At 41.6% G+C, this 22,195-nt stretch carries 35 protein-coding genes; 33 read left to right on the top strand and 2 right to left on the bottom strand.

Annotated features, from left to right (window positions below; genetic code table 11):
- Positions 1–11 precede the first annotated feature (11 nt).
- From rplD to truA, 31 genes are all read left to right on the top strand, one after another.
- Positions 12–635, top strand: coding sequence for a 50S ribosomal protein L4 (rplD, locus tag BN1875_RS02650; protein WP_048603311.1), 624 nt, complete (start codon positions 12–14; stop codon positions 633–635).
- Entirely contained in the window at positions 635–922 is a 288-nt protein-coding gene (locus BN1875_RS02655; protein WP_048603312.1) for a 50S ribosomal protein L23, read from the top strand. Before rplD ends, BN1875_RS02655 begins: the two co-directional genes overlap by 1 nt.
- 37 nt (positions 923–959) lie before the next feature.
- Positions 960–1,790 carry a 50S ribosomal protein L2 gene (gene rplB, locus BN1875_RS02660; protein ID WP_048603313.1) on the top strand — a complete coding sequence of 277 codons (831 nt, stop codon included), beginning with the start codon at positions 960–962 and terminating at the stop codon, positions 1,788–1,790.
- A 42-nt stretch (positions 1,791–1,832) separates the two neighbouring features.
- The gene (gene rpsS / locus BN1875_RS02665) at positions 1,833–2,111 is read left to right on the top strand and encodes a 30S ribosomal protein S19 (protein ID WP_048603314.1); all 279 of its coding nucleotides are present in this window, start codon (positions 1,833–1,835) and stop codon (positions 2,109–2,111) included.
- A gap of 20 nt (positions 2,112–2,131) precedes the next feature.
- Entirely contained in the window at positions 2,132–2,479 is a 348-nt protein-coding gene (rplV, locus tag BN1875_RS02670; protein WP_048603315.1) for a 50S ribosomal protein L22, read from the top strand.
- 13 nt (positions 2,480–2,492) lie between these two features.
- Positions 2,493–3,149 carry a 30S ribosomal protein S3 gene (gene rpsC / locus BN1875_RS02675; protein ID WP_048603316.1) on the top strand — a complete coding sequence of 219 codons (657 nt, stop codon included), beginning with the start codon at positions 2,493–2,495 and terminating at the stop codon, positions 3,147–3,149.
- Between the two features lie 2 nt (positions 3,150–3,151).
- Complete coding sequence (gene rplP / locus BN1875_RS02680) at positions 3,152–3,586, top strand: 50S ribosomal protein L16 (protein ID WP_048603317.1); 435 nt, start codon at positions 3,152–3,154, stop codon at positions 3,584–3,586.
- Positions 3,576–3,764, top strand: coding sequence for a 50S ribosomal protein L29 (gene rpmC, locus BN1875_RS02685; RefSeq protein WP_002288664.1), 189 nt, complete (start codon positions 3,576–3,578; stop codon positions 3,762–3,764). The genes rplP and rpmC overlap by 11 nt, the downstream gene beginning before the upstream one ends.
- Before the next feature lie 23 nt (positions 3,765–3,787).
- Entirely contained in the window at positions 3,788–4,054 is a 267-nt protein-coding gene (gene rpsQ / locus BN1875_RS02690) for a 30S ribosomal protein S17 (protein WP_048603318.1), read from the top strand.
- A 58-nt stretch (positions 4,055–4,112) separates the two neighbouring features.
- Complete coding sequence (rplN, locus tag BN1875_RS02695) at positions 4,113–4,481, top strand: 50S ribosomal protein L14 (RefSeq protein ID WP_048603319.1); 369 nt, start codon at positions 4,113–4,115, stop codon at positions 4,479–4,481.
- A gap of 36 nt (positions 4,482–4,517) precedes the next feature.
- Complete coding sequence (gene rplX, locus BN1875_RS02700; protein WP_048603320.1) at positions 4,518–4,829, top strand: 50S ribosomal protein L24; 312 nt, start codon at positions 4,518–4,520, stop codon at positions 4,827–4,829.
- Positions 4,830–4,857: 28 nt separating this feature from the next.
- Positions 4,858–5,397, top strand: coding sequence for a 50S ribosomal protein L5 (gene rplE / locus BN1875_RS02705; RefSeq protein ID WP_048603321.1), 540 nt, complete (start codon positions 4,858–4,860; stop codon positions 5,395–5,397).
- An 18-nt stretch (positions 5,398–5,415) separates the two neighbouring features.
- Positions 5,416–5,601, top strand: coding sequence for a type Z 30S ribosomal protein S14 (locus BN1875_RS02710; RefSeq protein WP_010754753.1), 186 nt, complete (start codon positions 5,416–5,418; stop codon positions 5,599–5,601).
- A gap of 35 nt (positions 5,602–5,636) precedes the next feature.
- Positions 5,637–6,035, top strand: coding sequence for a 30S ribosomal protein S8 (gene rpsH, locus BN1875_RS02715; RefSeq protein WP_048603322.1), 399 nt, complete (start codon positions 5,637–5,639; stop codon positions 6,033–6,035).
- A 31-nt stretch (positions 6,036–6,066) separates the two neighbouring features.
- Positions 6,067–6,603 carry a 50S ribosomal protein L6 gene (gene rplF, locus BN1875_RS02720; protein ID WP_048603323.1) on the top strand — a complete coding sequence of 179 codons (537 nt, stop codon included), beginning with the start codon at positions 6,067–6,069 and terminating at the stop codon, positions 6,601–6,603.
- A gap of 55 nt (positions 6,604–6,658) precedes the next feature.
- Positions 6,659–7,015: a 50S ribosomal protein L18 gene (gene rplR, locus BN1875_RS02725; protein ID WP_082147226.1), complete on the top strand. Its 357-nt coding sequence runs from the start codon at positions 6,659–6,661 to the stop codon at positions 7,013–7,015.
- 20 nt (positions 7,016–7,035) lie between these two features.
- Entirely contained in the window at positions 7,036–7,536 is a 501-nt protein-coding gene (rpsE, locus tag BN1875_RS02730) for a 30S ribosomal protein S5 (RefSeq protein WP_048603325.1), read from the top strand.
- Between the two features lie 14 nt (positions 7,537–7,550).
- Positions 7,551–7,730 (top strand): 50S ribosomal protein L30, encoded by a 180-nt coding sequence (gene rpmD / locus BN1875_RS02735; RefSeq protein WP_048603326.1) that lies wholly within the window; start codon positions 7,551–7,553, stop codon positions 7,728–7,730.
- Between the two features lie 42 nt (positions 7,731–7,772).
- Positions 7,773–8,213, top strand: coding sequence for a 50S ribosomal protein L15 (gene rplO / locus BN1875_RS02740; protein WP_048603327.1), 441 nt, complete (start codon positions 7,773–7,775; stop codon positions 8,211–8,213).
- Positions 8,213–9,508, top strand: a complete 1,296-nt coding sequence (gene secY, locus BN1875_RS02745) for a preprotein translocase subunit SecY (RefSeq protein ID WP_048603328.1) — start codon at positions 8,213–8,215, stop codon at positions 9,506–9,508. Before rplO ends, secY begins: the two co-directional genes overlap by 1 nt.
- Before the next feature lie 63 nt (positions 9,509–9,571).
- Positions 9,572–10,216: an adenylate kinase gene (locus BN1875_RS02750; protein WP_048603329.1), complete on the top strand. Its 645-nt coding sequence runs from the start codon at positions 9,572–9,574 to the stop codon at positions 10,214–10,216.
- A gap of 190 nt (positions 10,217–10,406) precedes the next feature.
- Entirely contained in the window at positions 10,407–10,625 is a 219-nt protein-coding gene (gene infA / locus BN1875_RS02755; RefSeq protein WP_002356224.1) for a translation initiation factor IF-1, read from the top strand.
- A gap of 32 nt (positions 10,626–10,657) precedes the next feature.
- Entirely contained in the window at positions 10,658–10,774 is a 117-nt protein-coding gene (rpmJ, locus tag BN1875_RS02760) for a 50S ribosomal protein L36 (protein WP_002288710.1), read from the top strand.
- 18 nt (positions 10,775–10,792) lie between these two features.
- The gene (rpsM, locus tag BN1875_RS02765) at positions 10,793–11,158 is read left to right on the top strand and encodes a 30S ribosomal protein S13 (protein ID WP_048603330.1); all 366 of its coding nucleotides are present in this window, start codon (positions 10,793–10,795) and stop codon (positions 11,156–11,158) included.
- Between the two features lie 27 nt (positions 11,159–11,185).
- Entirely contained in the window at positions 11,186–11,575 is a 390-nt protein-coding gene (gene rpsK / locus BN1875_RS02770; RefSeq protein WP_048603331.1) for a 30S ribosomal protein S11, read from the top strand.
- A gap of 79 nt (positions 11,576–11,654) precedes the next feature.
- The gene (locus tag BN1875_RS02775) at positions 11,655–12,593 is read left to right on the top strand and encodes a DNA-directed RNA polymerase subunit alpha (RefSeq protein WP_048603332.1); all 939 of its coding nucleotides are present in this window, start codon (positions 11,655–11,657) and stop codon (positions 12,591–12,593) included.
- Between the two features lie 80 nt (positions 12,594–12,673).
- A complete protein-coding gene (gene rplQ / locus BN1875_RS02780) occupies positions 12,674–13,054 on the top strand; it encodes a 50S ribosomal protein L17 (protein WP_048603333.1) in 381 nt (126 codons plus the stop codon).
- A 259-nt stretch (positions 13,055–13,313) separates the two neighbouring features.
- A complete protein-coding gene (locus BN1875_RS02785) occupies positions 13,314–14,153 on the top strand; it encodes an energy-coupling factor ABC transporter ATP-binding protein (RefSeq protein ID WP_048603334.1) in 840 nt (279 codons plus the stop codon).
- On the top strand, positions 14,129–14,995 hold the full coding sequence (locus tag BN1875_RS02790) for an energy-coupling factor ABC transporter ATP-binding protein (RefSeq protein WP_048603335.1): 867 nt from the start codon (positions 14,129–14,131) through the stop codon (positions 14,993–14,995). Before BN1875_RS02785 ends, BN1875_RS02790 begins: the two co-directional genes overlap by 25 nt.
- The gene (locus tag BN1875_RS02795) at positions 14,985–15,782 is read left to right on the top strand and encodes an energy-coupling factor transporter transmembrane component T family protein (RefSeq protein WP_048603336.1); all 798 of its coding nucleotides are present in this window, start codon (positions 14,985–14,987) and stop codon (positions 15,780–15,782) included. Before BN1875_RS02790 ends, BN1875_RS02795 begins: the two co-directional genes overlap by 11 nt.
- A gap of 80 nt (positions 15,783–15,862) precedes the next feature.
- Positions 15,863–16,615 carry a tRNA pseudouridine(38-40) synthase TruA gene (gene truA, locus BN1875_RS02800; RefSeq protein WP_048603337.1) on the top strand — a complete coding sequence of 251 codons (753 nt, stop codon included), beginning with the start codon at positions 15,863–15,865 and terminating at the stop codon, positions 16,613–16,615.
- 39 nt (positions 16,616–16,654) lie between these two features.
- Here truA and BN1875_RS02805 read toward each other — a convergent pair whose 3' ends face one another.
- Both BN1875_RS02805 and rpmB read right to left on the bottom strand, forming a co-directional pair.
- Complete coding sequence (locus tag BN1875_RS02805; protein ID WP_048603338.1) at positions 16,655–19,243, bottom strand: YfhO family protein; 2,589 nt, start codon at positions 19,241–19,243, stop codon at positions 16,655–16,657.
- A 378-nt stretch (positions 19,244–19,621) separates the two neighbouring features.
- Positions 19,622–19,810, bottom strand: a complete 189-nt coding sequence (gene rpmB, locus BN1875_RS02810) for a 50S ribosomal protein L28 (protein WP_048603339.1) — start codon at positions 19,808–19,810, stop codon at positions 19,622–19,624.
- A 257-nt stretch (positions 19,811–20,067) separates the two neighbouring features.
- Here rpmB and BN1875_RS02815 point away from each other — a divergent pair, with 257 nt between their 5' ends.
- Both BN1875_RS02815 and BN1875_RS02820 read left to right on the top strand, forming a co-directional pair.
- Positions 20,068–20,430 carry an Asp23/Gls24 family envelope stress response protein gene (locus BN1875_RS02815; RefSeq protein ID WP_048603340.1) on the top strand — a complete coding sequence of 121 codons (363 nt, stop codon included), beginning with the start codon at positions 20,068–20,070 and terminating at the stop codon, positions 20,428–20,430.
- Between the two features lie 44 nt (positions 20,431–20,474).
- Positions 20,475–22,151 (top strand): DAK2 domain-containing protein, encoded by a 1,677-nt coding sequence (locus BN1875_RS02820; RefSeq protein WP_048603341.1) that lies wholly within the window; start codon positions 20,475–20,477, stop codon positions 22,149–22,151.
- Positions 22,152–22,195 lie beyond the last annotated feature (44 nt).

The following is a 22,195-nucleotide window of genomic DNA, read 5'->3' on the forward strand; positions in this document are numbered from 1 at the left end:
GGAACTAAGGAATGCCGAATGTAGCATTATTTAAACAAGATGGAAGCCAAAATGGCGAATTGACATTAAATGAAGAAATCTTCGGAATCGAACCAAATGAAAGTGTTGTGTATGATGCAATTCTAATGCAACGCGCTTCATTAAGACAAGGAACGCACGCTGTGAAAAATCGTAGCGCTGTTCGTGGCGGTGGACGTAAACCATGGCGCCAAAAAGGAACAGGTCGTGCCCGTCAAGGTTCAATCCGTTCACCACAATGGCGTGGAGGTGGTATCGTCTTCGGACCAACACCACGTTCATACAGCTACAAACTTCCTAAAAAAGTTCGTCGCTTAGCAATGAAATCTGTATTGTCAGAAAAAGTTGCTTCAAACAACTTGGTTGCTGTTGATGCATTAAGCTTTGACGCACCAAAAACAAAAGAATTCAAACAAGTTCTTGCAAACTTGTCTATTGACTCTAAAGTATTGGTAGTTCTAGAAAACGAAAATGATTTTGCAGCATTATCTGCTCGTAATCTTCCAAACGTTTCTGTTACGACTGCTACGAACATGAGTGTTTTAGATCTTGTTTCCAGCGAGAAAGTGTTAGCAACTCAAACTGCTCTTACTCAAATTGAGGAGGTGCTTGCATAATGAACTTACTAGACGTAATCAAACGCCCAGTGATCACTGAAAAGTCAATGCTTGCCATGGATGACAAGAAATACACTTTTGAAGTAGACACAAAAGCAAATAAAACTTTAGTAAAACAAGCTGTCGAAGCAGCCTTTGATGTGAAGGTTTCTAACGTGAACATCATCAACGTGCGTCCTAAATTCAAACGCATGGGCAAATATACAGGTTATACCAAAAAACGTCGCAAAGCTGTTGTGACATTAACTGAAGATTCAAAAGAAATCCAAATTTTTGATGCGGAATAAGCATTGAATTCTACTATTAAATAGGAGGGAAACAGACGTGGCGATTAAAAAGTACAAACCTACCTCAAATGGTCGTCGTAACATGACAAGCTCTGACTTTGCTGAAATCACTACAGCAACTCCAGAGAAAACTTTGTTAGAACCATTGAAAAACAACGCCGGTCGTAACAACAACGGTCGTATCACTGTACGTCATCAAGGTGGCGGACACAAGCGTCAATACCGCGTGATCGACTTCAAACGTAACAAAGACAATGTTGTTGCAACTGTTAAAACGATTGAATACGATCCAAACCGTTCTGCTAACATCGCGTTAGTTCATTATGAAGACGGGGTTAAAGCATATATCTTAGCACCTAAAGGATTAGAAGTTGGCATGACTGTCGTTTCTGGTTCAGATGCGGATATCAAAGTCGGAAATGCACTACCACTAGAAAACATTCCAGTTGGTACTGTTATCCACAACATCGAAATGAAACCTGGCAAAGGCGGACAATTAATCCGTTCAGCTGGTACCAGCGCACAAGTGCTTGGTAAAGAAGGTAAATACGTATTGATCCGCTTGAATTCAGGCGAAGTTCGGATGATCTTGGCAACATGCCGTGCAACAATCGGTGCTGTTGGAAATGAACAACACGAATTGATCAATATCGGTAAAGCTGGCCGTTCTCGTTGGATGCGTAAACGCCCAACAGTTCGTGGTAGCGTAATGAACCCTAACGATCACCCACACGGTGGTGGTGAAGGTAAAGCACCAATCGGACGTAAAGCTCCAGTATCACCTTGGGGTCAACCTGCTCTTGGTTACAAAACACGTAACAAGAAAGCAAAATCAGACAAGCTTATCGTTCGTCGTAAGACTAAATAATTTCTCTGACCATGTATCGCATATTTTGAGAGGAGGTTCACCATGGGTCGTAGTTTAAAGAAGGGACCTTTCGTCGATGAGCATTTGATGAAAAAGGTCGAAGCACAAGAAGGCGTTGAAAAGAAAAAAGTTATCAAAACTTGGTCTCGCCGTTCAACAGTCTTTCCTAATTTTATTGGATTTACTATCGCAGTTTATGATGGTCGTAAACATGTACCAGTTTACATCCAAGAAGACATGGTAGGACATAAATTAGGTGAATTTGCACCAACAAGAACTTATCGTGGCCACGCTGCCGACGATAAGAAAACAAAACGCTAATTTGAGGGGAGGATAACCAAATGGCAGAACAAATCACATCAGCTAAAGCAGTTGCGAAAACAGTTCGTACTTCTCCTCGCAAATCACGTCTTGTAATTGACTTAATTAGAGGGAAAAGCGTTGCTGAAGCAATTGCTATCTTGAAGTTCACACCAAACAAATCTGCTGGAATCATCGAAAAAGTTTTGATGTCCGCAGTAGCGAATGCAGAAAACAATTATGATTTAGATGTAGAAAATTTAGTTGTTTCTGAAGCTTATGTTAACGAAGGACCAACAATGAAACGTTTCCGTCCACGTGCAAAAGGTTCAGCTTCTCCTATCAACAAACGGACAAGTCATATTACTGTAGTCGTATCAGAAAAATAAGGAGGGACAATCAGTGGGGCAAAAAGTACATCCAATTGGAATGCGTGTAGGCATCATCCGTGACTGGGATGCAAAATGGTATGCTGAAAAAGATTATGCCGACTTTCTACACGAAGATTTAAGAATCCGTAAATTTATCGCGAAGAAACTTGCTGATGCCGCTGTGTCAACAGTTGAAATCGAACGTGCAGCAAATCGCGTAAATGTTTCAATCCATACAGCTAAACCAGGTATGGTTATCGGTAAAGGCGGATCTGAAGTCGAAAACCTAAGAAAAGAATTAAATAAATTGACTGGCAAACGTATCCACATCAACATCGTGGAAATCAAAAAACCAGATCTAGATGCTAAATTAGTAGGCGAAGGAATTGCACGCCAATTAGAAGGCCGTGTTGCTTTCCGTCGGGCTCAAAAACAAGCAATCCAACGCACGATGCGTTCAGGCGCTAAAGGAATCAAAACACAAGTTTCAGGCCGTTTGAATGGCGCAGATATCGCTCGTTCAGAAGGTTACTCAGAAGGAACAGTTCCACTTCATACTTTGCGTGCAGATATTGATTACGCTTGGGAAGAAGCAGATACAACATACGGAAAACTAGGAGTTAAAGTGTGGATCTATCGTGGAGAAATTCTTCCAACTAAAAAGAACACTGAGAAAGGAGGGAAATAAACATGTTAGTACCAAAACGTGTAAAACACCGTCGTGAATTCCGCGGTAAAATGCGCGGAGAAGCCAAAGGCGGAAAAGAAGTAGCTTTCGGTGAATACGGCTTACAAGCAGTTGAATCACACTGGATTACAAACCGTCAAATCGAAGCATCCCGTGTTGCTATGACTCGTTACATGAAACGTGGTGGGAAAGTATGGATTAAAATTTTCCCTCATAAATCATATACAAGTAAAGCCATCGGCGTACGTATGGGTAAAGGTAAAGGGGCTCCTGAAGGTTGGGTTTCACCAGTTAAACGTGGAAAAATCATGTTTGAAATTGCGGGTGTACCTGAAGAAGTTGCTCGTGAAGCATTACGTCTTGCTTCTCACAAATTACCAATGAAAACTAAGATCGTAAAACGTGAGGAAATGGGTGGTGAATCGAATGAAGGTTAAAGAAATCAGAGAATTAACCACTGCCGAAATGCTTGATCAAGAAAAACAATTAAAAGAAGAATTGTTTAATCTTAGATTCCAATTAGCAACAGGTCAATTAGAAAACACTGCACGTATCAAAGAAGTACGTAAATCGATTGCACGCATCAAAACTGTATTGCGTGAACAAGCTAAGTAAAAGTGGAAGGAGGCCATTAGCGTATGACTGAAGAAAGAAATCAACGCAAAGTTTACCAAGGTCGCGTGGTATCTGACAAAATGGATAAAACCATTACAGTTGCTGTCGAAACAAAGAAAAACCACCCTATCTACGGGAAACGTCTGAACTATTCGAAGAAATACAAAGTCCACGATGAAAACAATGAAGCAAAAATTGGCGATATCGTGAAAATTATGGAAACTCGTCCATTATCAGCTACTAAACGTTTCCGTCTAGTAGAAGTCATTGAAAAAGCAGTGATTATTTAATCACACGAGATTTTCCTAGGTAGATTGAATTGCAAAATCTGAAAGGAGGATACACATCGTGATCCAAACAGAAAGTCGATTAAAAGTTGCTGACAACTCAGGCGCTCGTGAAATCTTGACGATCAAAGTTCTTGGCGGTTCAGGCCGTAAGACAGCGAATATCGGAGACGTGATTGTTGCTTCGGTTAAACAAGCAACGCCAGGTGGGGTTGTCAAAAAAGGTGACGTTGTAAAAGCCGTTATCGTTCGTACAAAATCAGGAGCTCGTCGTACTGACGGTTCTTATATTAAATTTGATGAAAATGCTGCGGTTATTATCCGTGACGATAAGAGCCCACGTGGAACTCGGATCTTTGGACCTGTTGCCCGCGAATTACGCGAAAACAATTTCATGAAGATCGTTTCCCTAGCACCAGAAGTATTATAACCAGTCGTTCATTATCAAAGGAGGTGCGAAACAATAATGTTTGTTAAAAAAGGCGATAAAGTAAAAGTTATCACTGGCAAAGACAAGAACAAAGAAGGCGTTGTATTATCAGCGTTTCCTAAGCAAGATAAAGTTGTTGTCGAAGGTGTGAACATCGTTAAAAAACACCAAAAACCTTCTCAAGCTGCTCCTCAAGGCGGAATCGTTGAAATGGAAGCACCAATTCATGTTTCTAATGTAATGGTGATTGATCCTTCAAACGGCGAAGCTACTAAGGTTGGCTACAAAGAAGTTGACGGTAAAAAAGTCCGCGTTTCTAAGAAAACCGGCGAAGTGTTAGACAAATAATCAAATTAAGGAAGGAGGGGCTTACTGAATGAACCGCCTTAAAGAAAAATATACTAAAGAAGTTGTTCCGTCATTAATGGAAAAATTCAGCTACAGTTCTGTCATGCAAGCACCAAAAGTTGAAAAAATCGTTATCAACATGGGTGTGGGTGATGCCGTTTCAAATGCAAAGAACTTAGATAAAGCTGTTGAAGAATTAACCTTGATCTCCGGTCAAAAACCATTGATCACTAAAGCTAAAAAATCAATCGCCGGCTTCCGCTTGCGTGAAGGAATGCCGATTGGTGCAAAAGTTACTCTTCGTGGAGAAAGAATGTTTGAATTCTTAGATAAATTGGTATCAGTTTCTCTACCACGTGTACGTGACTTCCATGGTGTAAGTAAAAAAGCGTTCGATGGACGTGGAAACTACACATTAGGTATCAAAGAACAATTAATCTTCCCAGAAGTTGATTATGATTTGGTAGATAAAGTCCGTGGGATGGATATCGTTATTGTAACAACTGCAAACACAGATGAAGAATCTCGTGAATTGTTGGCACAATTAGGCATGCCATTCCAAAAATAAAAAAAGGAGGCGAACTACGTGGCTAAAAAATCAATGATTGCTAAAAACAAACGTCCTGCAAAATTCTCATCACAAGAATACACACGTTGCGAACGTTGCGGCCGTCCACATTCAGTTTATCGTAAATTCAAACTTTGCCGTATTTGCTTCCGCGAACTTGCCTATAAAGGTCAAATTCCCGGCGTGAAGAAAGCTAGCTGGTAAACAAGTAAACTCGCATAAAGGAGGTAAATCATCTAATGGTCATGACAGATCCAATCGCAGATTTTCTAACTCGCATTCGTAATGCCAACATGGTAAAACACGAAGCATTAGAAGTACCTGCTTCAAAAATCAAACGCGACATTGCTGAAATCCTTAAAAAAGAAGGATTTGTCCGCGATGTTGAATATATCGAAGATGACACACAAGGCGTGATCCGCGTATTCCTTAAATACGGAAAAAATGGTGAACGTGTTATCACTAACTTGAAACGTATTTCTAAACCAGGTTTACGTGCTTACGTTAAAGCTGACGAAGTGCCTAAAGTATTGAATGGTTTAGGTATCGCAATCATCTCAACTTCTGACGGTGTTATCACTGACAAAGAAGCACGAGCAAAAAATGTCGGCGGCGAAGTTGTCGCTTATGTATGGTAATTTTAAATAATACACAAGGAGGTGTCTTCAAGTGAGTCGTATCGGTAATAAAATCGTCGTTCTTCCTGCTGGCGTTGAAGTCAAGCAAGATGGCAATGTCATTACAGTTAAAGGACCTAACGGGGAATTAACTCGTACATTTTCTGCAGATATCAAAATGAATATCGAAGGAAATGAAGTAACTTTCACTCGTCCAAATGACAGCAAAGAAATGAAAACAATCCACGGAACGACCCGTGCAAACTTCAACAACATGGTTGTCGGAGTCAGCGAAGGATTCCAAAAAGGATTAGAACTTATCGGGGTTGGGTACCGTGCGCAATTGCAAGGCAAAAAACTTGTCTTGAGCGTAGGTTATTCTCACCAAGTTGAGATCGAAGCTCCAGAAGGCGTAACGATCGAAGTTCCATCAAATACACAAGTAATGATTAAAGGGGCAAACAAAGAAAACGTTGGCGAATTAGCTGCTAACATTCGTGCCGTTCGTCCTCCAGAACCTTATAAAGGCAAAGGTATCCGCTATGTTGGCGAATATGTACGCCGTAAAGAAGGTAAAACTGGTAAATAATCGTAGGCAACTACGATTTGCGGCTTAGGCCAGCTTAAATAAAGAGGTGACAATTGTGATTACAAAACCAGATAAAAACAAAACACGTCAAAAGAGACATCGTCGTGTCCGTAACAAAATCTCTGGTACTGCTGAGTGCCCACGCTTGAACGTTTTCCGTTCTAACAAAAACATCTACGCGCAAGTCATTGATGACGTAGCGGGTGTGACGCTAGCAAGTGCCTCTGCCTTGGATAAAGAAATTTCAGGTGGAACAAAAACAGAACAAGCACAAGCTGTCGGTAAATTAATCGCAGAACGTGCAGCAGCAAAAGGTGTTAAAGTAGTAGTCTTTGACCGTGGTGGATACCTTTACCATGGCCGTGTAGAAGCTTTAGCTGAAGCAGCTCGCGAAAATGGACTAGAATTTTAGGAAAAGGAGGAACACCATTCATGGTTTATATTGATCCAAAACACTTGGAATTAGAAGACCGCGTGGTTGCGATCAACCGTGTCACTAAGGTTGTTAAAGGTGGACGTCGTCTGCGCTTCGCAGCTTTAGTCGTTGTAGGAGACAAAAACGGACACGTTGGTTTCGGTACTGGGAAAGCCCAAGAAGTTCCAGAAGCAATCCGTAAAGCAATCGAAGACGCGAAAAAACATTTAGTTGAAGTGCCAATGGTTGGTTCAACAATCCCTCACGAAGTCATCGGTGTATTCGGTGGTGGACGTATCCTGATGAAACCTGCTGTAGAAGGTTCTGGGGTAGCTGCTGGTGGACCAGTTCGTGCCGTCTTAGAATTAGCTGGAGTAGCTGATATCACATCTAAATCATTAGGTTCAAACACACCAATCAACGTTGTTCGCGCAACTGTTGAAGGATTGAAACAATTGAAACGTGCAGAAGAAGTTGCAGAACTTCGCGGCAAATCAGTTGAAGAATTAATCGGATAAGGAGGACAAAAATAATGGCTGAATTAAAAATTACTTTAAAGCGCAGTATTATCGGACGTCCTCAAAACCAACGGGACACAGTTAAAGCGTTGGGTCTGAAAAAAATGAACAGCAGTGTAGTGAAACCTGCCAATGAAGCAATCAAAGGTATGGTCAACACTGTTTCTCATTTAGTGGACGTTGAAGAAATCTAAGAAACAACAAAAAGTTACTCTGATTAAGGAGGTGCCAAACCTATGAAACTTCATGAATTAAAACCTGCAGAAGGTTCTCGTCAAGTACGGAACCGTGTTGGACGCGGGACATCATCTGGCAACGGTAAAACATCTGGACGCGGTCAAAAAGGACAAAAAGCACGTTCAGGCGGTGGTGTTCGTTTAGGATTTGAAGGGGGTCAAACTCCATTATTCCGTCGTTTACCAAAACGCGGCTTTACAAATGTGAACCGTAAAGACTATGCAGTCGTTAATCTAGATGCTTTGAATCGCTTTGAAGATGGAGCTGAAGTAACACCAGTTGCTTTAGTTGAAGCTGGAATCGTTAAAAACGAAAAAGCTGGAATCAAAGTCTTAGCCAATGGAGAATTAACTAAGAAGTTAACTGTGAAAGCAGCTAAATTCTCTAAAGCAGCCGAAGAAGCAATCGTTGCTGCTGGTGGATCAATCGAGGTGATTTAATGTTTAAATTACTGAAAGATTCTTTCAAAGTAAAAGACATTCGATCAAGAATTTTTTTCACCGTATTTGCTCTGTTCGTGTTTCGTCTGGGTGCGCAGATCACTGTGCCGGGCGTAAATGCGAGCCGTTTGCTGAGTTTGGCTGATTTGCCATTCTTAGGTATGTTGAACATGGTCAGCGGAAGCGCCATGCAAAATTTCTCTGTCTTTGCAATGGGAGTTTCACCATACATCACTGCTTCGATCATCGTCCAATTGTTACAAATGGACATTGTACCAAAATTTGTTGAATGGTCAAAACAAGGAGAAGTCGGTCGTAAGAAGTTAAATCAAGCGACCCGCGTATTAACGCTGATTCTTGCTTTTGTTCAATCAATCGGGATTACCGCAGGATTTAATGCGTGGACGCAATTAGGTTTTGTTGAAAATCCTAGCATCAATACATTTTTCGTTATTGGTTTGGTTTTGACTGCCGGTACCATGTTTGTTACCTGGTTGGGAGAACAAATCACTGAAAAAGGTATTGGTAATGGCGTATCGATGATCATCTTCGCAGGGATCATTTCCGGTTTGCCAAACGGCGTAAAAGAAATAGTAGAAGATTACTTTATCAATATTGAATCATCTGAAATCTGGAAGTCGGCGATTTTTATCCTCGTCTTGCTGATTGCGATCTTGGTCGTTGTGACATTGGTAACCTTTGTGCAACAAGCAGAACGCAAAATTCCGATTCAATATACTAAACGAGTGGCAGGGGCGCCAACAAGCAGTTATCTACCGTTAAAAGTAAATGCTGCCGGAGTGATCCCAGTTATCTTTGCTAGTTCCTTTATTGCAACTCCTAATGCGATTTTACAAGCATTGGGTGGTTCGTACCGTGGAGTTGGCTGGTATGATACATTGATGCAGATCTTTGATTACAGCACTATTCCTGGTGCAGCAATCTATACTGTATTAATCGTTGCCTTTACATTTTTCTACGCGTTTGTTCAGGTCAATCCTGAAAAATTAGCGGAAAACTTGCAAAAACAAGGAAGCTACATTCCAAGTGTCCGTCCTGGTAAAGGAACGGAAGAATACGTCTCACATCTATTGATGCGTTTAAGTGCTGTTGGTGCACTGTTCTTAGGACTAGTTGCACTGCTTCCAATCGTTGCGCAAATGGTTTGGAACTTGCCGCAATCAATCGGATTAGGCGGAACGAGTTTATTGATCGTTATCGGTGTTGCTCTTGAAACAGCGAAACAGCTAGAAGGACTAATGCTGAAACGGAAATATACTGGTTTTATCAATTAGAGTGAAGAAGGTGTGTTGAGGCTCTCCTCAACACCATTCTACAACTTTACAGGAGGAGTAAGTATGAACCTCGTTTTAATGGGATTACCCGGAGCTGGAAAAGGAACGCAAGCAGAACAAATCGTCGCTGCTTACCAAATTCCGCATATTTCAACAGGTGATATGTTTCGTGCCGCAATGGCAAACAAAACAACTCTTGGCCTGGAAGCAAAATCATACATGGACAATGGAGAACTAGTTCCTGACGAAGTAACGAACGGCATCGTCAAAGAACGCTTGGCTGAACCGGATACCGACAAAGGCTTTCTATTAGATGGCTTTCCTCGGACTTTGGAACAAGCCAAAGCGCTGGACCAAATGCTTAATGAACTTGGAAAGAAATTGGATCACGTTGTTGAAATCCATGTCCCTGAAGAAATACTCGTTGAACGTTTAGCTGGTCGCTTTATCTGCCGCAATTGCGGTGCAACGTATCATAAAATCTTCAACCCAACTACAGTTGAAGGAACTTGTGATCGCTGTGGCGGACACGAATTTTACCAACGAGAAGATGATAAGCCTGAGACGGTCAAAAATCGTCTAGCTGTCAATGTAAAAGGTAGTGAACCAATTTTAGCTTACTATAAAGAAAAAGGTTTGCTGCAGTCTATTGATGGTAATCGTGAGATCGATGCTGTATTTTCAGATGTTAAGAAAATCATCGAGTAACGAAATGATTGCCCGTAACCGACTTGCAGCGCTGAAACTTTCTCTTGCTAAGTATGACAAATTATGATAAAATGTGTCAGTCCGACTTTTAGGCTTTCACCTAGAAGCATTTTTTGAGAAACTTAGGTGGGAACAGACAGTTTCCGCCGTTTTATCGTGTGAAAATCACAAGTACAAGGAGGTACTGTGCGTGGCAAAAGAAGATATGATTGAAGTCGAAGGTACAGTCGTCGAAACTTTGCCGAATGCAATGTTTAAAGTCGAACTAGAAAACGGACACCAAGTTCTTGCTACCGTATCAGGTAAAATTCGTATGCATTACATCCGTATCTTACCTGGCGATAAAGTAACCGTTGAGTTATCTCCCTATGATTTAACTCGTGGCCGTATCACGTATCGCTTTAAATAATTGTACTCCGTAAAACCACAGGAGGTATTATCATGAAAGTAAGACCATCAGTAAAACCAATGTGCGAACATTGTAAAGTAATTCGTCGTAAAGGGCGCGTTATGGTGATTTGCCCAGCAAATCCAAAACACAAACAACGTCAAGGATAATCGGAGGTGTAACAAAATATGGCTCGTATTGCAGGAGTAGATATTCCTCGTGATAAACGAGTAGTCGTTTCACTTACTTATATCTATGGTATTGGTAACACGACTGCTCAAAAGATTTTAGCAAACGCTGGCGTTTCTGAAGAAGTTCGCGTTCGTGATTTAACGAATGAACAAACAGACGCGATCCGTGCGGAAGTAGATAGATTAAAAGTTGAAGGTGACCTTCGTCGTGAAGTCAACCTGAACATCAAACGTTTGATGGAAATCGGTTCTTACCGTGGCATCCGTCATCGTCGTGGCTTGCCTGTTCGCGGACAAAACACAAAGAACAATGCACGTACTCGTAAAGGCCCGTCTAAAACAGTGGCAGGCAAGAAAAAATAATTCCTAAGTGAAGGAGGTTAAAACTTCATGGCAGCAAAAAAAGTGAGTCGTAAACGCCGTGTGAAAAAGAATATTGAAGCGGGTATCGCGCATATCCATTCAACATTCAACAATACAATCGTAATGATCACTGATACTCATGGGAATGCTTTATCATGGTCATCAGCTGGTGCATTAGGTTTCAAAGGAAGCAAAAAATCAACACCTTTTGCCGCTCAAATGGCAGCAGAAACTGCAACAAAAGTAGCAATGGAACACGGATTGAGAACTGTTGAAGTAACAGTTAAAGGACCTGGTTCCGGACGTGAAGCAGCAATTCGTTCCTTACAAGCAACAGGTTTAGAAGTGACTGCAATTCGTGACGTGACTCCAGTTCCTCATAATGGATGCCGCCCTCCAAAACGCCGTCGTGTTTAATGAGTGCTGCTCATTTTGAGTTTTACAATTACGTCATTGAACAAGACACTTTTCGTTTTGAAAGGGGTAAAAGATAAGAATGATTGAATTCGAAAAACCAAGAATCGTAAAAATTGATGAAGAAAAAGATTATGGCAAGTTCATCGTCGAACCTCTTGAAAGAGGCTACGGGACTACTTTAGGGAATTCCCTACGTCGTATTTTGTTATCTTCTTTACCTGGTGCAGCGATCACTAGTATTCAAATCGATGGTGTGTTACACGAATTCTCAACCATTAAAGGTGTGCGAGAAGATGTTGCTCAAATTATCTTGAATATTAAAGGTCTTGCATTAAAGATGTACACGCAAGAAGAAAAAACCCTTGAAATCGATATTACCGGTCCAGCCAATGTAACAGCTGGCGACATTATTGTTGACAGCGATGTAGAAATCTTGAATAAAGATATGTACATCTGCAATGTTTCTGAAGGTGCGACATTCCATGCTCGTTTAACTGTAAAACCTGGCCGTGGATATGTTCAAGCGGATGAAAACAAAAAAGAAGACATGCCGATCGGTGTTCTTCCAGTTGATTCAATCTATACGCCTGTTCGCCGTGTTAACTACCAAGTAGAAAACACTCGTGTCGGTCGTCGAGATGATTTCGATAAACTAACAATGGAAATTTGGACAGATGGTTCCATTTTACCATTGGAAGCAATGAGTTTAGCTGCGAAAATCATGACTGAACATTTGGATATTTTTGTGAATCTGACGGATGAAGCGAAAAACGCGGAAATCATGATTGAAAAAGAAGAAACACAAAAAGAAAAAATGTTGGAAATGACAATCGAAGAATTAGACTTATCTGTTCGTTCATACAACTGTCTAAAACGTGCAGGTATCAATACTGTACAAGAATTGACAAACAAATCTGAACCAGAAATGATCAAAGTACGTAACTTGGGCCGTAAATCACTTGAAGAAGTGAAGGCAAAATTACATGATCTTGGTTTGGGCTTACGCAAAGACGATTAAGATTGTTTACGAAGGATGCTAGTTTGCCCTTTTCAAAGGATAAACTGTATACGGAGTGAAAACGAAGGAGGGAAACCCACGTGAGTTACCGTAAATTAGGACGTACATCTAGCCAACGTAAAGCGATGTTGCGTGATTTAACAACTGATTTAATCATTAACGAGCGTATCGTGACGACTGAAGCACGTGCGAAAGAAGTTCGTTCAACTACTGAAAAAATGATCACTTTAGGAAAACGCGGAGATCTACATGCACGTCGTCAAGCTGCAGCTTTCGTTCGTAACGAAGTAGCAAGTGTTCGTGAAGAAAACGAAGAAGTTGTCGTTGAATCAGCTTTACAAAAGTTGTTCAGTGATATCGCACCTCGTTATGCAGATCGCCAAGGTGGCTACACTCGTATCTTGAAAACAGAACCAAGACGCGGAGATGCTGCACCAATGGTTATCCTAGAACTTGTTTAAAATCACACTTTTCATCACTTTATAGATGTTCTTTTAAGAGTGTTATGATGTTGGAGGGCAACTTCCGAGTCTAGCTCAGCGCTGCATCCCGATTCTTTCGGGGTGCAAGCACTCATCATAAAGTGCTTTTTTTTTACCCTCGATCAACTGTCTTGACAGTTGATGGCGCGTAAAAGAAAAACAAAGGATAAGAATGATTGAAATCTCTAAGTTTTTTTGATAGATTTAGTAAGAATGAAAACAGAGATAGGGAGCAAACATGAAGCCAATTATTGAATTAAACAATATCAAGTTCAGCTATGATCCAGATGAACCGCAACCGGCTTTAAATGACATTTCTTTTTCGATTGAGAAAGGGGAATGGGTGGCGATCGTTGGTCATAATGGTTCGGGAAAATCCACCTTGGCTAAGACCATCAATGGATTGATTTTACCTCAAGAAGGAACCGTTTCTGTCGGTGAGCTGGCATTAAATGAAGAAAACGTTTGGAATATCCGCAAAATGGTGGGCATGGTCTTTCAGAATCCTGACAATCAGTTTGTCGGATCAACAGTGGAAGATGATGTTGCCTTTGGTATGGAGAATCAGGGCGTCCCCCGGGAAGAGATGCTGGTTCGGGTACAAGAAGCATTAGAACAGGTAAGAATGTCGGAATTCAAGAAACGGGAACCTGCCCGTCTTTCTGGTGGACAAAAACAACGGGTAGCAATTGCCGGTATCGTTGCGCTGCGTCCGGATATCATTATTTTGGATGAGGCCACCAGTATGCTGGACCCGGAAGGTCGGGAAGAAGTATTGGCTACTATCAAAAAAATAAAGGAACAAAATAATTTGACTGTTTTATCCATCACTCACGATATTGATGAAGCTGCCAATGCCAATCGTGTCTTGGTTATGCGTCAGGGACAATTGGTGGATGAAGGAACACCGGAGAAGATTTTTTCTGCGGGACCGAAATTGATCGAATTGGGCTTGGATTTGCCTTTTCCTGAAAAATTAAAGGCGGCATTGAAAGCACGGGGCATTACGGTGCCAAGCGAGTACTTGACTGAAGAAAGGATGGTGGACTGGTTATGGACATCCGTTTTGAAAAAGTAGATTTTACTTATCAGCCCCACACACCTTTTGAACAGCGGGCATTGTTTGCGATTGATTTAGCTATCAAAGAAGGAACCTATACGGCGATTGTTGGCCATACCGGCAGTGGCAAGTCTACCTTACTGCAACATTTGAATGCTTTGTTAAAGCCCACAGATGGAACAGTGACGATTGGTGAACGCACCATTACACCGGAAACCGATAATAAAAATTTGAAACCCATTCGAAAAAAAGTCGGGATTGTTTTTCAATTTCCTGAAGCACAGTTGTTTGAAGAAACAGTGGCTAAAGACATTGCCTTTGGACCAAAGAATTTTGGTGTACCGGAAGAAAAAGCGATGGCTTTAGCGAAGGAATATTTGAATCTGGTGGGATTAGATGACCAGTATTTGAATCGTTCCCCTTTTGATCTATCTGGGGGACAAATGCGACGGGTGGCGATTGCCGGTGTTTTGGCAATGGAACCGGAAGTTCTCGTTTTAGACGAACCAACAGCCGGCTTGGACCCTAAAGGCCGCAAGGATATGATGGAAATGTTTGATCGTCTTCATCGAGACAAAAAAATGACCATCATTTTGGTAACTCATTTAATGGATGATGTCGCTGAATATGCAGATTTCATGTACATTCTGGAAAAAGGCCACCTGGTTAAAAGCGGAACACCGCAAGCGGTCTTTCAAGAAGTCGAGTGGGCAAATGAGAAAAAAATCGGTGTGCCAACTGCGACATCCTTTGCTTTAGAGTTAGCGAAAAAGGGCTTTTCCTTTGAGCAGTTACCAATAACCGCTGATGAATTGGCAAATCAAATCGTGGCGCAAGGAGGAATTGCCCATGATGAATAAATTGATTTTTGGTCGTTATATTCCTGGGGACTCCATTATTCACAATCTGGATCCGCGGGTAAAATTACTTGCCAGTTTCTATTTTATTGGTATTATCTTTTTAGCAAATAATTGGCAAAGCTATTTGTTTTTAGGTATCTTTACTTTGGGCAGTATTCTTTTGTCTGGGGTTTCGCTGAAGTTCTTTATCCGTGGCGTCAAGCCGCTGATTTGGCTGATTTTATTTACCGTTGCATTGCAGGTCCTGTTTACTACCGGTGGGGCGGTTTATTGGCAATGGGGAATTTTTAATATCACGGAGTTTGGCGTGATGAATGGGATTTTCATTTTTTGCCGTTTTATTTTGATTATTTTCATGTCTACCTTACTGACACTGACCACTGCTCCTTTAGAGTTATCCGATGCAATCGAATATATTTTGCGACCGTTAAAAGCGGTTCGATTTCCGGTTCATGAAGTTTCTTTGATGCTGTCAATTGCGTTGCGTTTCGTTCCTACGTTAATGGATGAGACGGAAAAAATCATGAACGCACAACGAGCTCGCGGGGTCGATTTTGGGGAAGGCAGTTTGATCCAAAAAATGAAGGCAGTGGTTCCTTTGCTGATTCCGCTGTTTGTCAGCAGTTTTAATCGGGCGGAGGATCTGGCTACCGCCATGGAAGCTCGCGGCTATACTGGCGGCGAAGGACGGACCAAATACCGCAAGCTGGCTTGGCATACCCGTGATACATGGGTCGTAGTGATTTTTGCGGCAGTTACAGCAATCTTGATTTTTTTAAAGAGCTGATTTTGTGAGGCAGAAACAAGCAGCGATGCAGCGTTTCTGCTTCTTTTTGTTTTAGTAAAAGAAGGAAATGGGGAATTTCAGTGGTGCGTTACAAAGCAATCATTGCTTACGATGGAACAAATTTTAATGGCTTTCAACGACAGGAAACTGGCCGGACAGTCCAAGGAGAATTAGAAAAAACAATACAAAAAATGGCGAATGGGCAATTTATCGAAGTCCATGGTTCAGGAAGAACGGATGCAAGAGTCCATGCAGTGGGACAGGTCATCCATTTTGATTATCCCCAAGAACGTCCGTTAGAAAGAATGCGTTTTGCCTTGGATACCCAATCGCCGGAGGATATTGCGGTCAAATCGGTGGAAATCGTGGATGACACGTTTCACGCCCGCTATCTTGTACAGGAAAAAACCTATCAATTTCGATTGAATATTGGCAAACCCCGTAGTCCATTTTTGCGGCACTATGCCAGCTACTATCCTTATCCTTTAGATTTAGAAAAAATAAGGCGGGCATTGACAGATTTTTTGGGTACTCACGATTTTACATCGTTTTGCGCCAGCGGCAGTTCAGTGGAGGACAAGGTGCGAACGATTTATGAAGCGACGGTGGAACAGGTAGCAGATGATGAGTTGGTGTTTACTTTTCGTGGAAACGGATTTTTGTATAAAATGATTCGGATCATGATGGGTACGTTGCTGAAAATCGGCAATGGTCGGATGCCGGCCGACAGTATTCCAGCAATTATTGAAGCGAAAAACCGTGATTTGGCAGGACCCACTGCTCATCCAGAAGGGCTCTACTTAATGAAAGTTAGCTATGAAACAAAAGCCTAAAAAATACCGAACAAGTCAGAGGGCTTGTTCGGTATTTTTTTATCTTTTTTGTTTGCGGTAGAAATAATCAAATAGGAAGAAGAGAAGAAGACAGCTGAAGAAGAGCAGTACCCCCGGTAAAAATCCTTGTGGCAAATAGGACAAGCGAATGGTGTGTTTGCCTTTTGGAAGCGTCAAACTGACAAAAGCATCTTGAAAGGCGGAGACAGGGACTTTTTTGCCGTCTACGGTTGCCTGCCAGCCCTTTTCGTATGGAATCGTCGTAACGAGCAGTTGTTCTTCTTTCGTCGTTACCTGCCCCTCTGCGGAGCGTTTGCCGACATTTAGATTCACACCTTGTTCCTTGATCTGATCCATAGCGGATTGATAGGCTTTGGTGTTCAAAGTGACCACTTGTGGATTTTGGAAGCCGACTTTTTGTGTGCCATAGAAGCTGGCGGTAAATTCAATTTCAGTTGCTTGTTCGTAATACCCGAGGTCGTAATATTGCCCCGTAATGTTGATTTGAGACTTTCGCTGTTCTCCGTTGACAGTAATCGTGGCTGTCGAGCTTTCCAATTGTGCAAAATCTTGCGGATACAAACTAAGGTATGCCTGAGAATGAGCGGGAACGGCGACTTTCCATGTTACTTCCTTGGCGAGATTGCCTTTTTCTTCGGTAAAAATCGTGTACATTCCGTCATAGGTGACCGTTGTGTTATCCGTTTCTGAAATCGTCAGCGGCCAAAATTGAAAATAAGTCTGTTGCAGATCAGCTAAACCGTTGATTAGATTGGTTTGACTGGTCAAATTGTCATTTGACGGTTGAGGAACCTTTGCGGCGTCCGGATTCGCTAGAAAAGCCAGAGGCAGTGCATTTTCGTTTTTGTACAATTGATAATCCTTCGAGCGGGCGGTTTCTGTAAAGCCGTATTTATTAATCGGTGTTTTGCTGAGATTGTATTTGATTCCTAAAAAACTGTCCATCAACAACGTATTGTTGGGGTAGCGGATGTTTAGATTGGTTCCCCGTGAACGAAAGCCCAACTGATCCAAGTAGCTGGAAGAATGGCGGTTGCGGATGGAAGAAAACATGCTGACACCGCTGTACCCATAATTAAAGCTGTCATTGGAAGAAACCGGATCAAGATTTTCCACTCGAGAAAAATCCGCAGATTTGGTTTTTTGAACCAATTCATCGATGGCAGGATAAGGTTCGGTATACAAACTGCGGGAGGCATAATTCCAATCGTTCAAAATTCCCCGCACCATGCCATTGGTGTTCACGATGGCTTCAAAACTTACTACAAGCAGAATTAACACTACGAATAAATGCTTAGGATAGCTTCGTAGTCGGTACAAACCAAAGGCCAATAAGTAGAGCAATAGGAAAAAAATGCTGACGGCAAAGGAAGAAAATTTGATATATTCATAACTACCAGCAGGACGAATTCCAAAGGCCAAGCAAAACAACGCCATTTGAATCAGAATGACTCCCAGTAGTTTGCCGTTGGATTTTTGATCCACTCGTTCCCACCCGTAACCTGCCAACATGATAACAAGAAAAGAAAACAGGTAGGCATAGCGGAATAAAAACATATTTGGAGCGTGCATACCGTGCCAAAATAAATTCAGAGGTACCAGATAAAAACTAGCAGTCAATAGGGCAAAAAAGCCGGCATACAGCAGTTTTTGTTTCAAGGGTGCTTTAGAGACAAAGTAAAAAAGACAAAGGACCAACGGCAGCAAACCCACATAAATAAAGGGAATCGAACCGTATTTGGTGGTATCGTAAACGCCCACGAGATTTTTTAGGACAAGATCGAGAAAATCAGTTGCTTCGGTTTTTAGGGTGGTGATTTTACTTAATTCCTCCCCGTTTGCCCGCAGATCTAAAATTGCTGGCAAAATGATAATCATGGAGGCGCCGCCCGACAGCAAAGCCGTTAGCCCATAAGGAACAATCACTTTTTTTGTTTGTCGCCAATTGTCCAATAAGCGGACCAAAAAATACAGTGCCGAAAAAATGGCAATCATAAAACCCATATAAAAGCTGGAGAGAAACAATAGCAGATAGCTGAAAAACAGCAGCTTCGGTTTGTGCTGTTGGATTAAGCGGTCGATACCCATGATAATAAGAGGTAAATAAACAAAAGCATCTAGCCACATAATGATTTCAGAATGAGCAGTGATAAAAGACATCAGGGCATAAGAAACGGCAAGAGTCACGTGCTGCCATTTTTCGATGTGAAAAGTTTGTCGAGCATAAAACCAAAAAGCCAGTCCGGCACTGCCGATTTTCAGCAGAGTCAAAAAATATAGGGCATCTGGCATCAATTGATTGGGAAACAGCAGGACAAGGGGCGTGAAAAGGCCGCCTAGGTAATAAGAAACCAAAGAAAGGTAATTCAATCCTAAAGAAGCATTCCACGTGTAAAGGAAGCTTTGTTTCCCCAGTAATGCATTGCGAAAGCTCGCATGGAAATTCGAAAATTGGGAAAAGGCATCACTGGCTAAAATACTGCGGCTGCTGCCGGGGAAAATTCCAATCGTCAAATAGATGAAGGCCATAATACCCAGTGGGATAAAAAAGCTAGCCAGCATATATCGGGCGTGTTGTTTGCAAAATTGTTTGATTGTCAAAAACATAAGTCCACCAAATTTCTTTCATAATGATTTTTATTTTACCATAGTTCCAAAAACAATGAAAAAAGAAGAAGGAAGTCTTTGATTAAAAAATAACCAAAGTTTTTAATAATTTATTTCATGTTGTTATTTTTAGTTTTTAATTTATTTGGTAAAATATAAACAATATCAGATAAATTATCGTTATGGTATTGACACCTTGTTATCAATAATGTAGTTTTTTATTAGATGTAAAAGAACATATTTCCTCGCTTTTGTTGAAGCGGCACATAGAAAATTTAAGAAAAAACAAGGCGATCCTTTTCAAAGAGGCCGCCTTGTTTTGATTTTTGAGAAAACAAAAAACCGCTCGATGAACGAACGGTTTGAGTAGTTGTGTGATTAAACGCGCTCAACTTTTCCTGATTTCAAAGCACGAGCTGACACCCAAACTTTTTTAGGTTTTCCGTCAATAAGAACACGTACTTTTTGTAAATTAGGTTTTACGGTACGCTTTGTTGAGTTCATTGCGTGAGAGCGGTTGTTTCCACTTGTTGTTTTACGACCTGTAAAGTAGCAAACCTTTGCCATGTGACTATTTCCTCCTTTGCCTTGATCTTGGAGCGCTTATTTGGCTCATACTAAACGAATTTACCATAAACGCAGTAATTTTGCAAGCTTATTTTCTGTGAAACATTGACTTTTTCCTGCAAACCATGTAAATTATACAACGTTGTGAAAGGGTGCGCCTGTTTTTGTTTCTGTAGATCCTTCTTTTATTTAAGGGTCAGCTATGATAAACTATTGTAGTAGAAAATAGGCAAAATTGCCTGTTAAGGAGGCTTATCATGGCTGTAAAAATTAAAACGGCATCAGGAACTATCGAAATTACAAATGAAGTGATCGCAACTGTCGTCGGCGGTGCAGCAACCGATGTATTTGGTATCGTAGGGATGGCAAGCAAAAATCAAATCAAAGATAACATCAATGAGATTTTAAGAAAAGAAAATTATTCACGGGGCGTCGTTGTACGTCAAGAAGAAAACGGCATTGCGGTGGATGTTTACACAATCGTAAGCTATGGGACAAAAATTTCGGAAGTTTCGCGAAATGTCCAAGAAAAAGTCAAATATAATCTTGAAACAATGCTGGGCGTTGCCGCCAATTCAGTAAATGTGTTTGTTCAAGGTGTACGTGTACTGCCTGATTAGGCAGCGATGCTGTGTAACTACAGCGATTCGAAGGAGGATTATCAGTGAAAGTAACGAATATCAGCGCGAGTCAATTTCAAGAAATGGTCCAGGCTGGTGCCAATCGTCTGCAAGCAAATGCGGAGTATGTCAACTCGTTGAATGTATTCCCGGTTCCTGATGGGGACACTGGAACGAATATGAATTTATCGATGACCAGCGGTGCCAAAGCGGTCGCAGATTCCGCTTCTGAAAAAGTCGGCGATTTAGCGACGGTTTTATCTAAAGGACTATTGATGGGGGCGCGAGGAAATTCCGGTGTTATCCTGTCGCAATTGTTTCGCGGATTTTCAAAACAAATCCCTGACGTCACGACATTAAACCCACAAGAATTAGCGCAAGCCTTTAGTCATGGCGTAGAAACTGCTTATAAAGCTGTCATGAAGCCGGTTGAGGGAACGATTTTGACGGTTGCCCGAGTGGCGGCGGAATACGGCGAACGCAAAGCCAGCGAAAGTGATGATTGTATCGAAGTGATGACGGCGGTTTTACGCGGAGGCAAACGTGCCTTGGCAAAAACGCCGGATTTATTGCCGGTCTTAAAAGAAGTCGGCGTAGTAGACAGCGGCGGTCAAGGACTGATTTATATTTATGAAGGCTTTTTGGCTGCTTTGACAGGAGAGTATCAAGCAGATGAAACATTTGAACCTTCCCCAGCTGCCATGGATGAAATGGTAAATGCCGAGCATCACCGCAGCGTCCAAGGACAATTAGCAACAGAAGACATCAAATTCGGTTATTGTACCGAAATCATGGTAAATATCGGCGAAGGACCAACTGTCGACAGTACTTTTGATTATGAAACTTTCCGTAATTATCTAAATGAAATCGGCGATTCTTTGCTTGTCGTCAACGATGATGAAATCATCAAAGTCCACGTGCATACAGAGCATCCCGGCGAAGTGATGAACTACGGGCAAAAATTTGGTTCATTAGTCAAAGTCAAAGTCGACAATATGCGTTTACAACACGAAACGATTTTGGAACATGACGAACAGGTTCAAGAATTTGCAGAAGCACCTCGGGTTCCTTATGGAATCATCGCAATCGCAGCCGGTGAAGGTGTGAGCGAATTGTTCAAGAGCCTGGGTGCTAATTATATTATCAGCGGTGGTCAAACGATGAACCCAAGTACGGAAGATATTTTGACTGCGATTAATAAAGTCAATGCAGAACAGGTTATCATTTTACCGAATAATAAAAATATCTTTATGGCAGCAGATCAGGCGGCAGAAGTCGCAGAGGTCCCTGTTGCGGTAATTCCAAGTCGGACGATTCCACAAGGGATGACGGCAATGCTGTCCTTTAATGACCAAGCAACACTGGAAGAAAACAAAACTACGATGAGCGATGCCTTGGCAAATGTTGTCAGCGGCTCCGTTACCCATGCGATTCGTAACACCGCCATCGATGGAGTGACGATCACAGAAGGAGACTTTTTGGGAATGATCGACGGTAAGATTGTCGTTTCTGATCCAGATCAGTCAACGACTGCTTTGACTACTTTGAATCAAATGATTTCAGATGAAACCGAAATCGTTACGATTATTTTTGGTGATGATGCTACACAAGACGATGCCGAAAAATTAGGCGCCGCATTACAAGAAGCACATGAAGAATTGGAAGTTGAGATCCATCCGGGAAATCAACCTGTATATCCTTATCTTTTTGCCGCAGAATAAGACGGATCAGCAGTTTTTTACATGATTCTGACAGGATGAGCCAT

The organism is Enterococcus massiliensis (genome assembly GCF_001050095.1).
GTDB lineage: Bacteria > Bacillota > Bacilli > Lactobacillales > Enterococcaceae > Enterococcus_C > Enterococcus_C songbeiensis.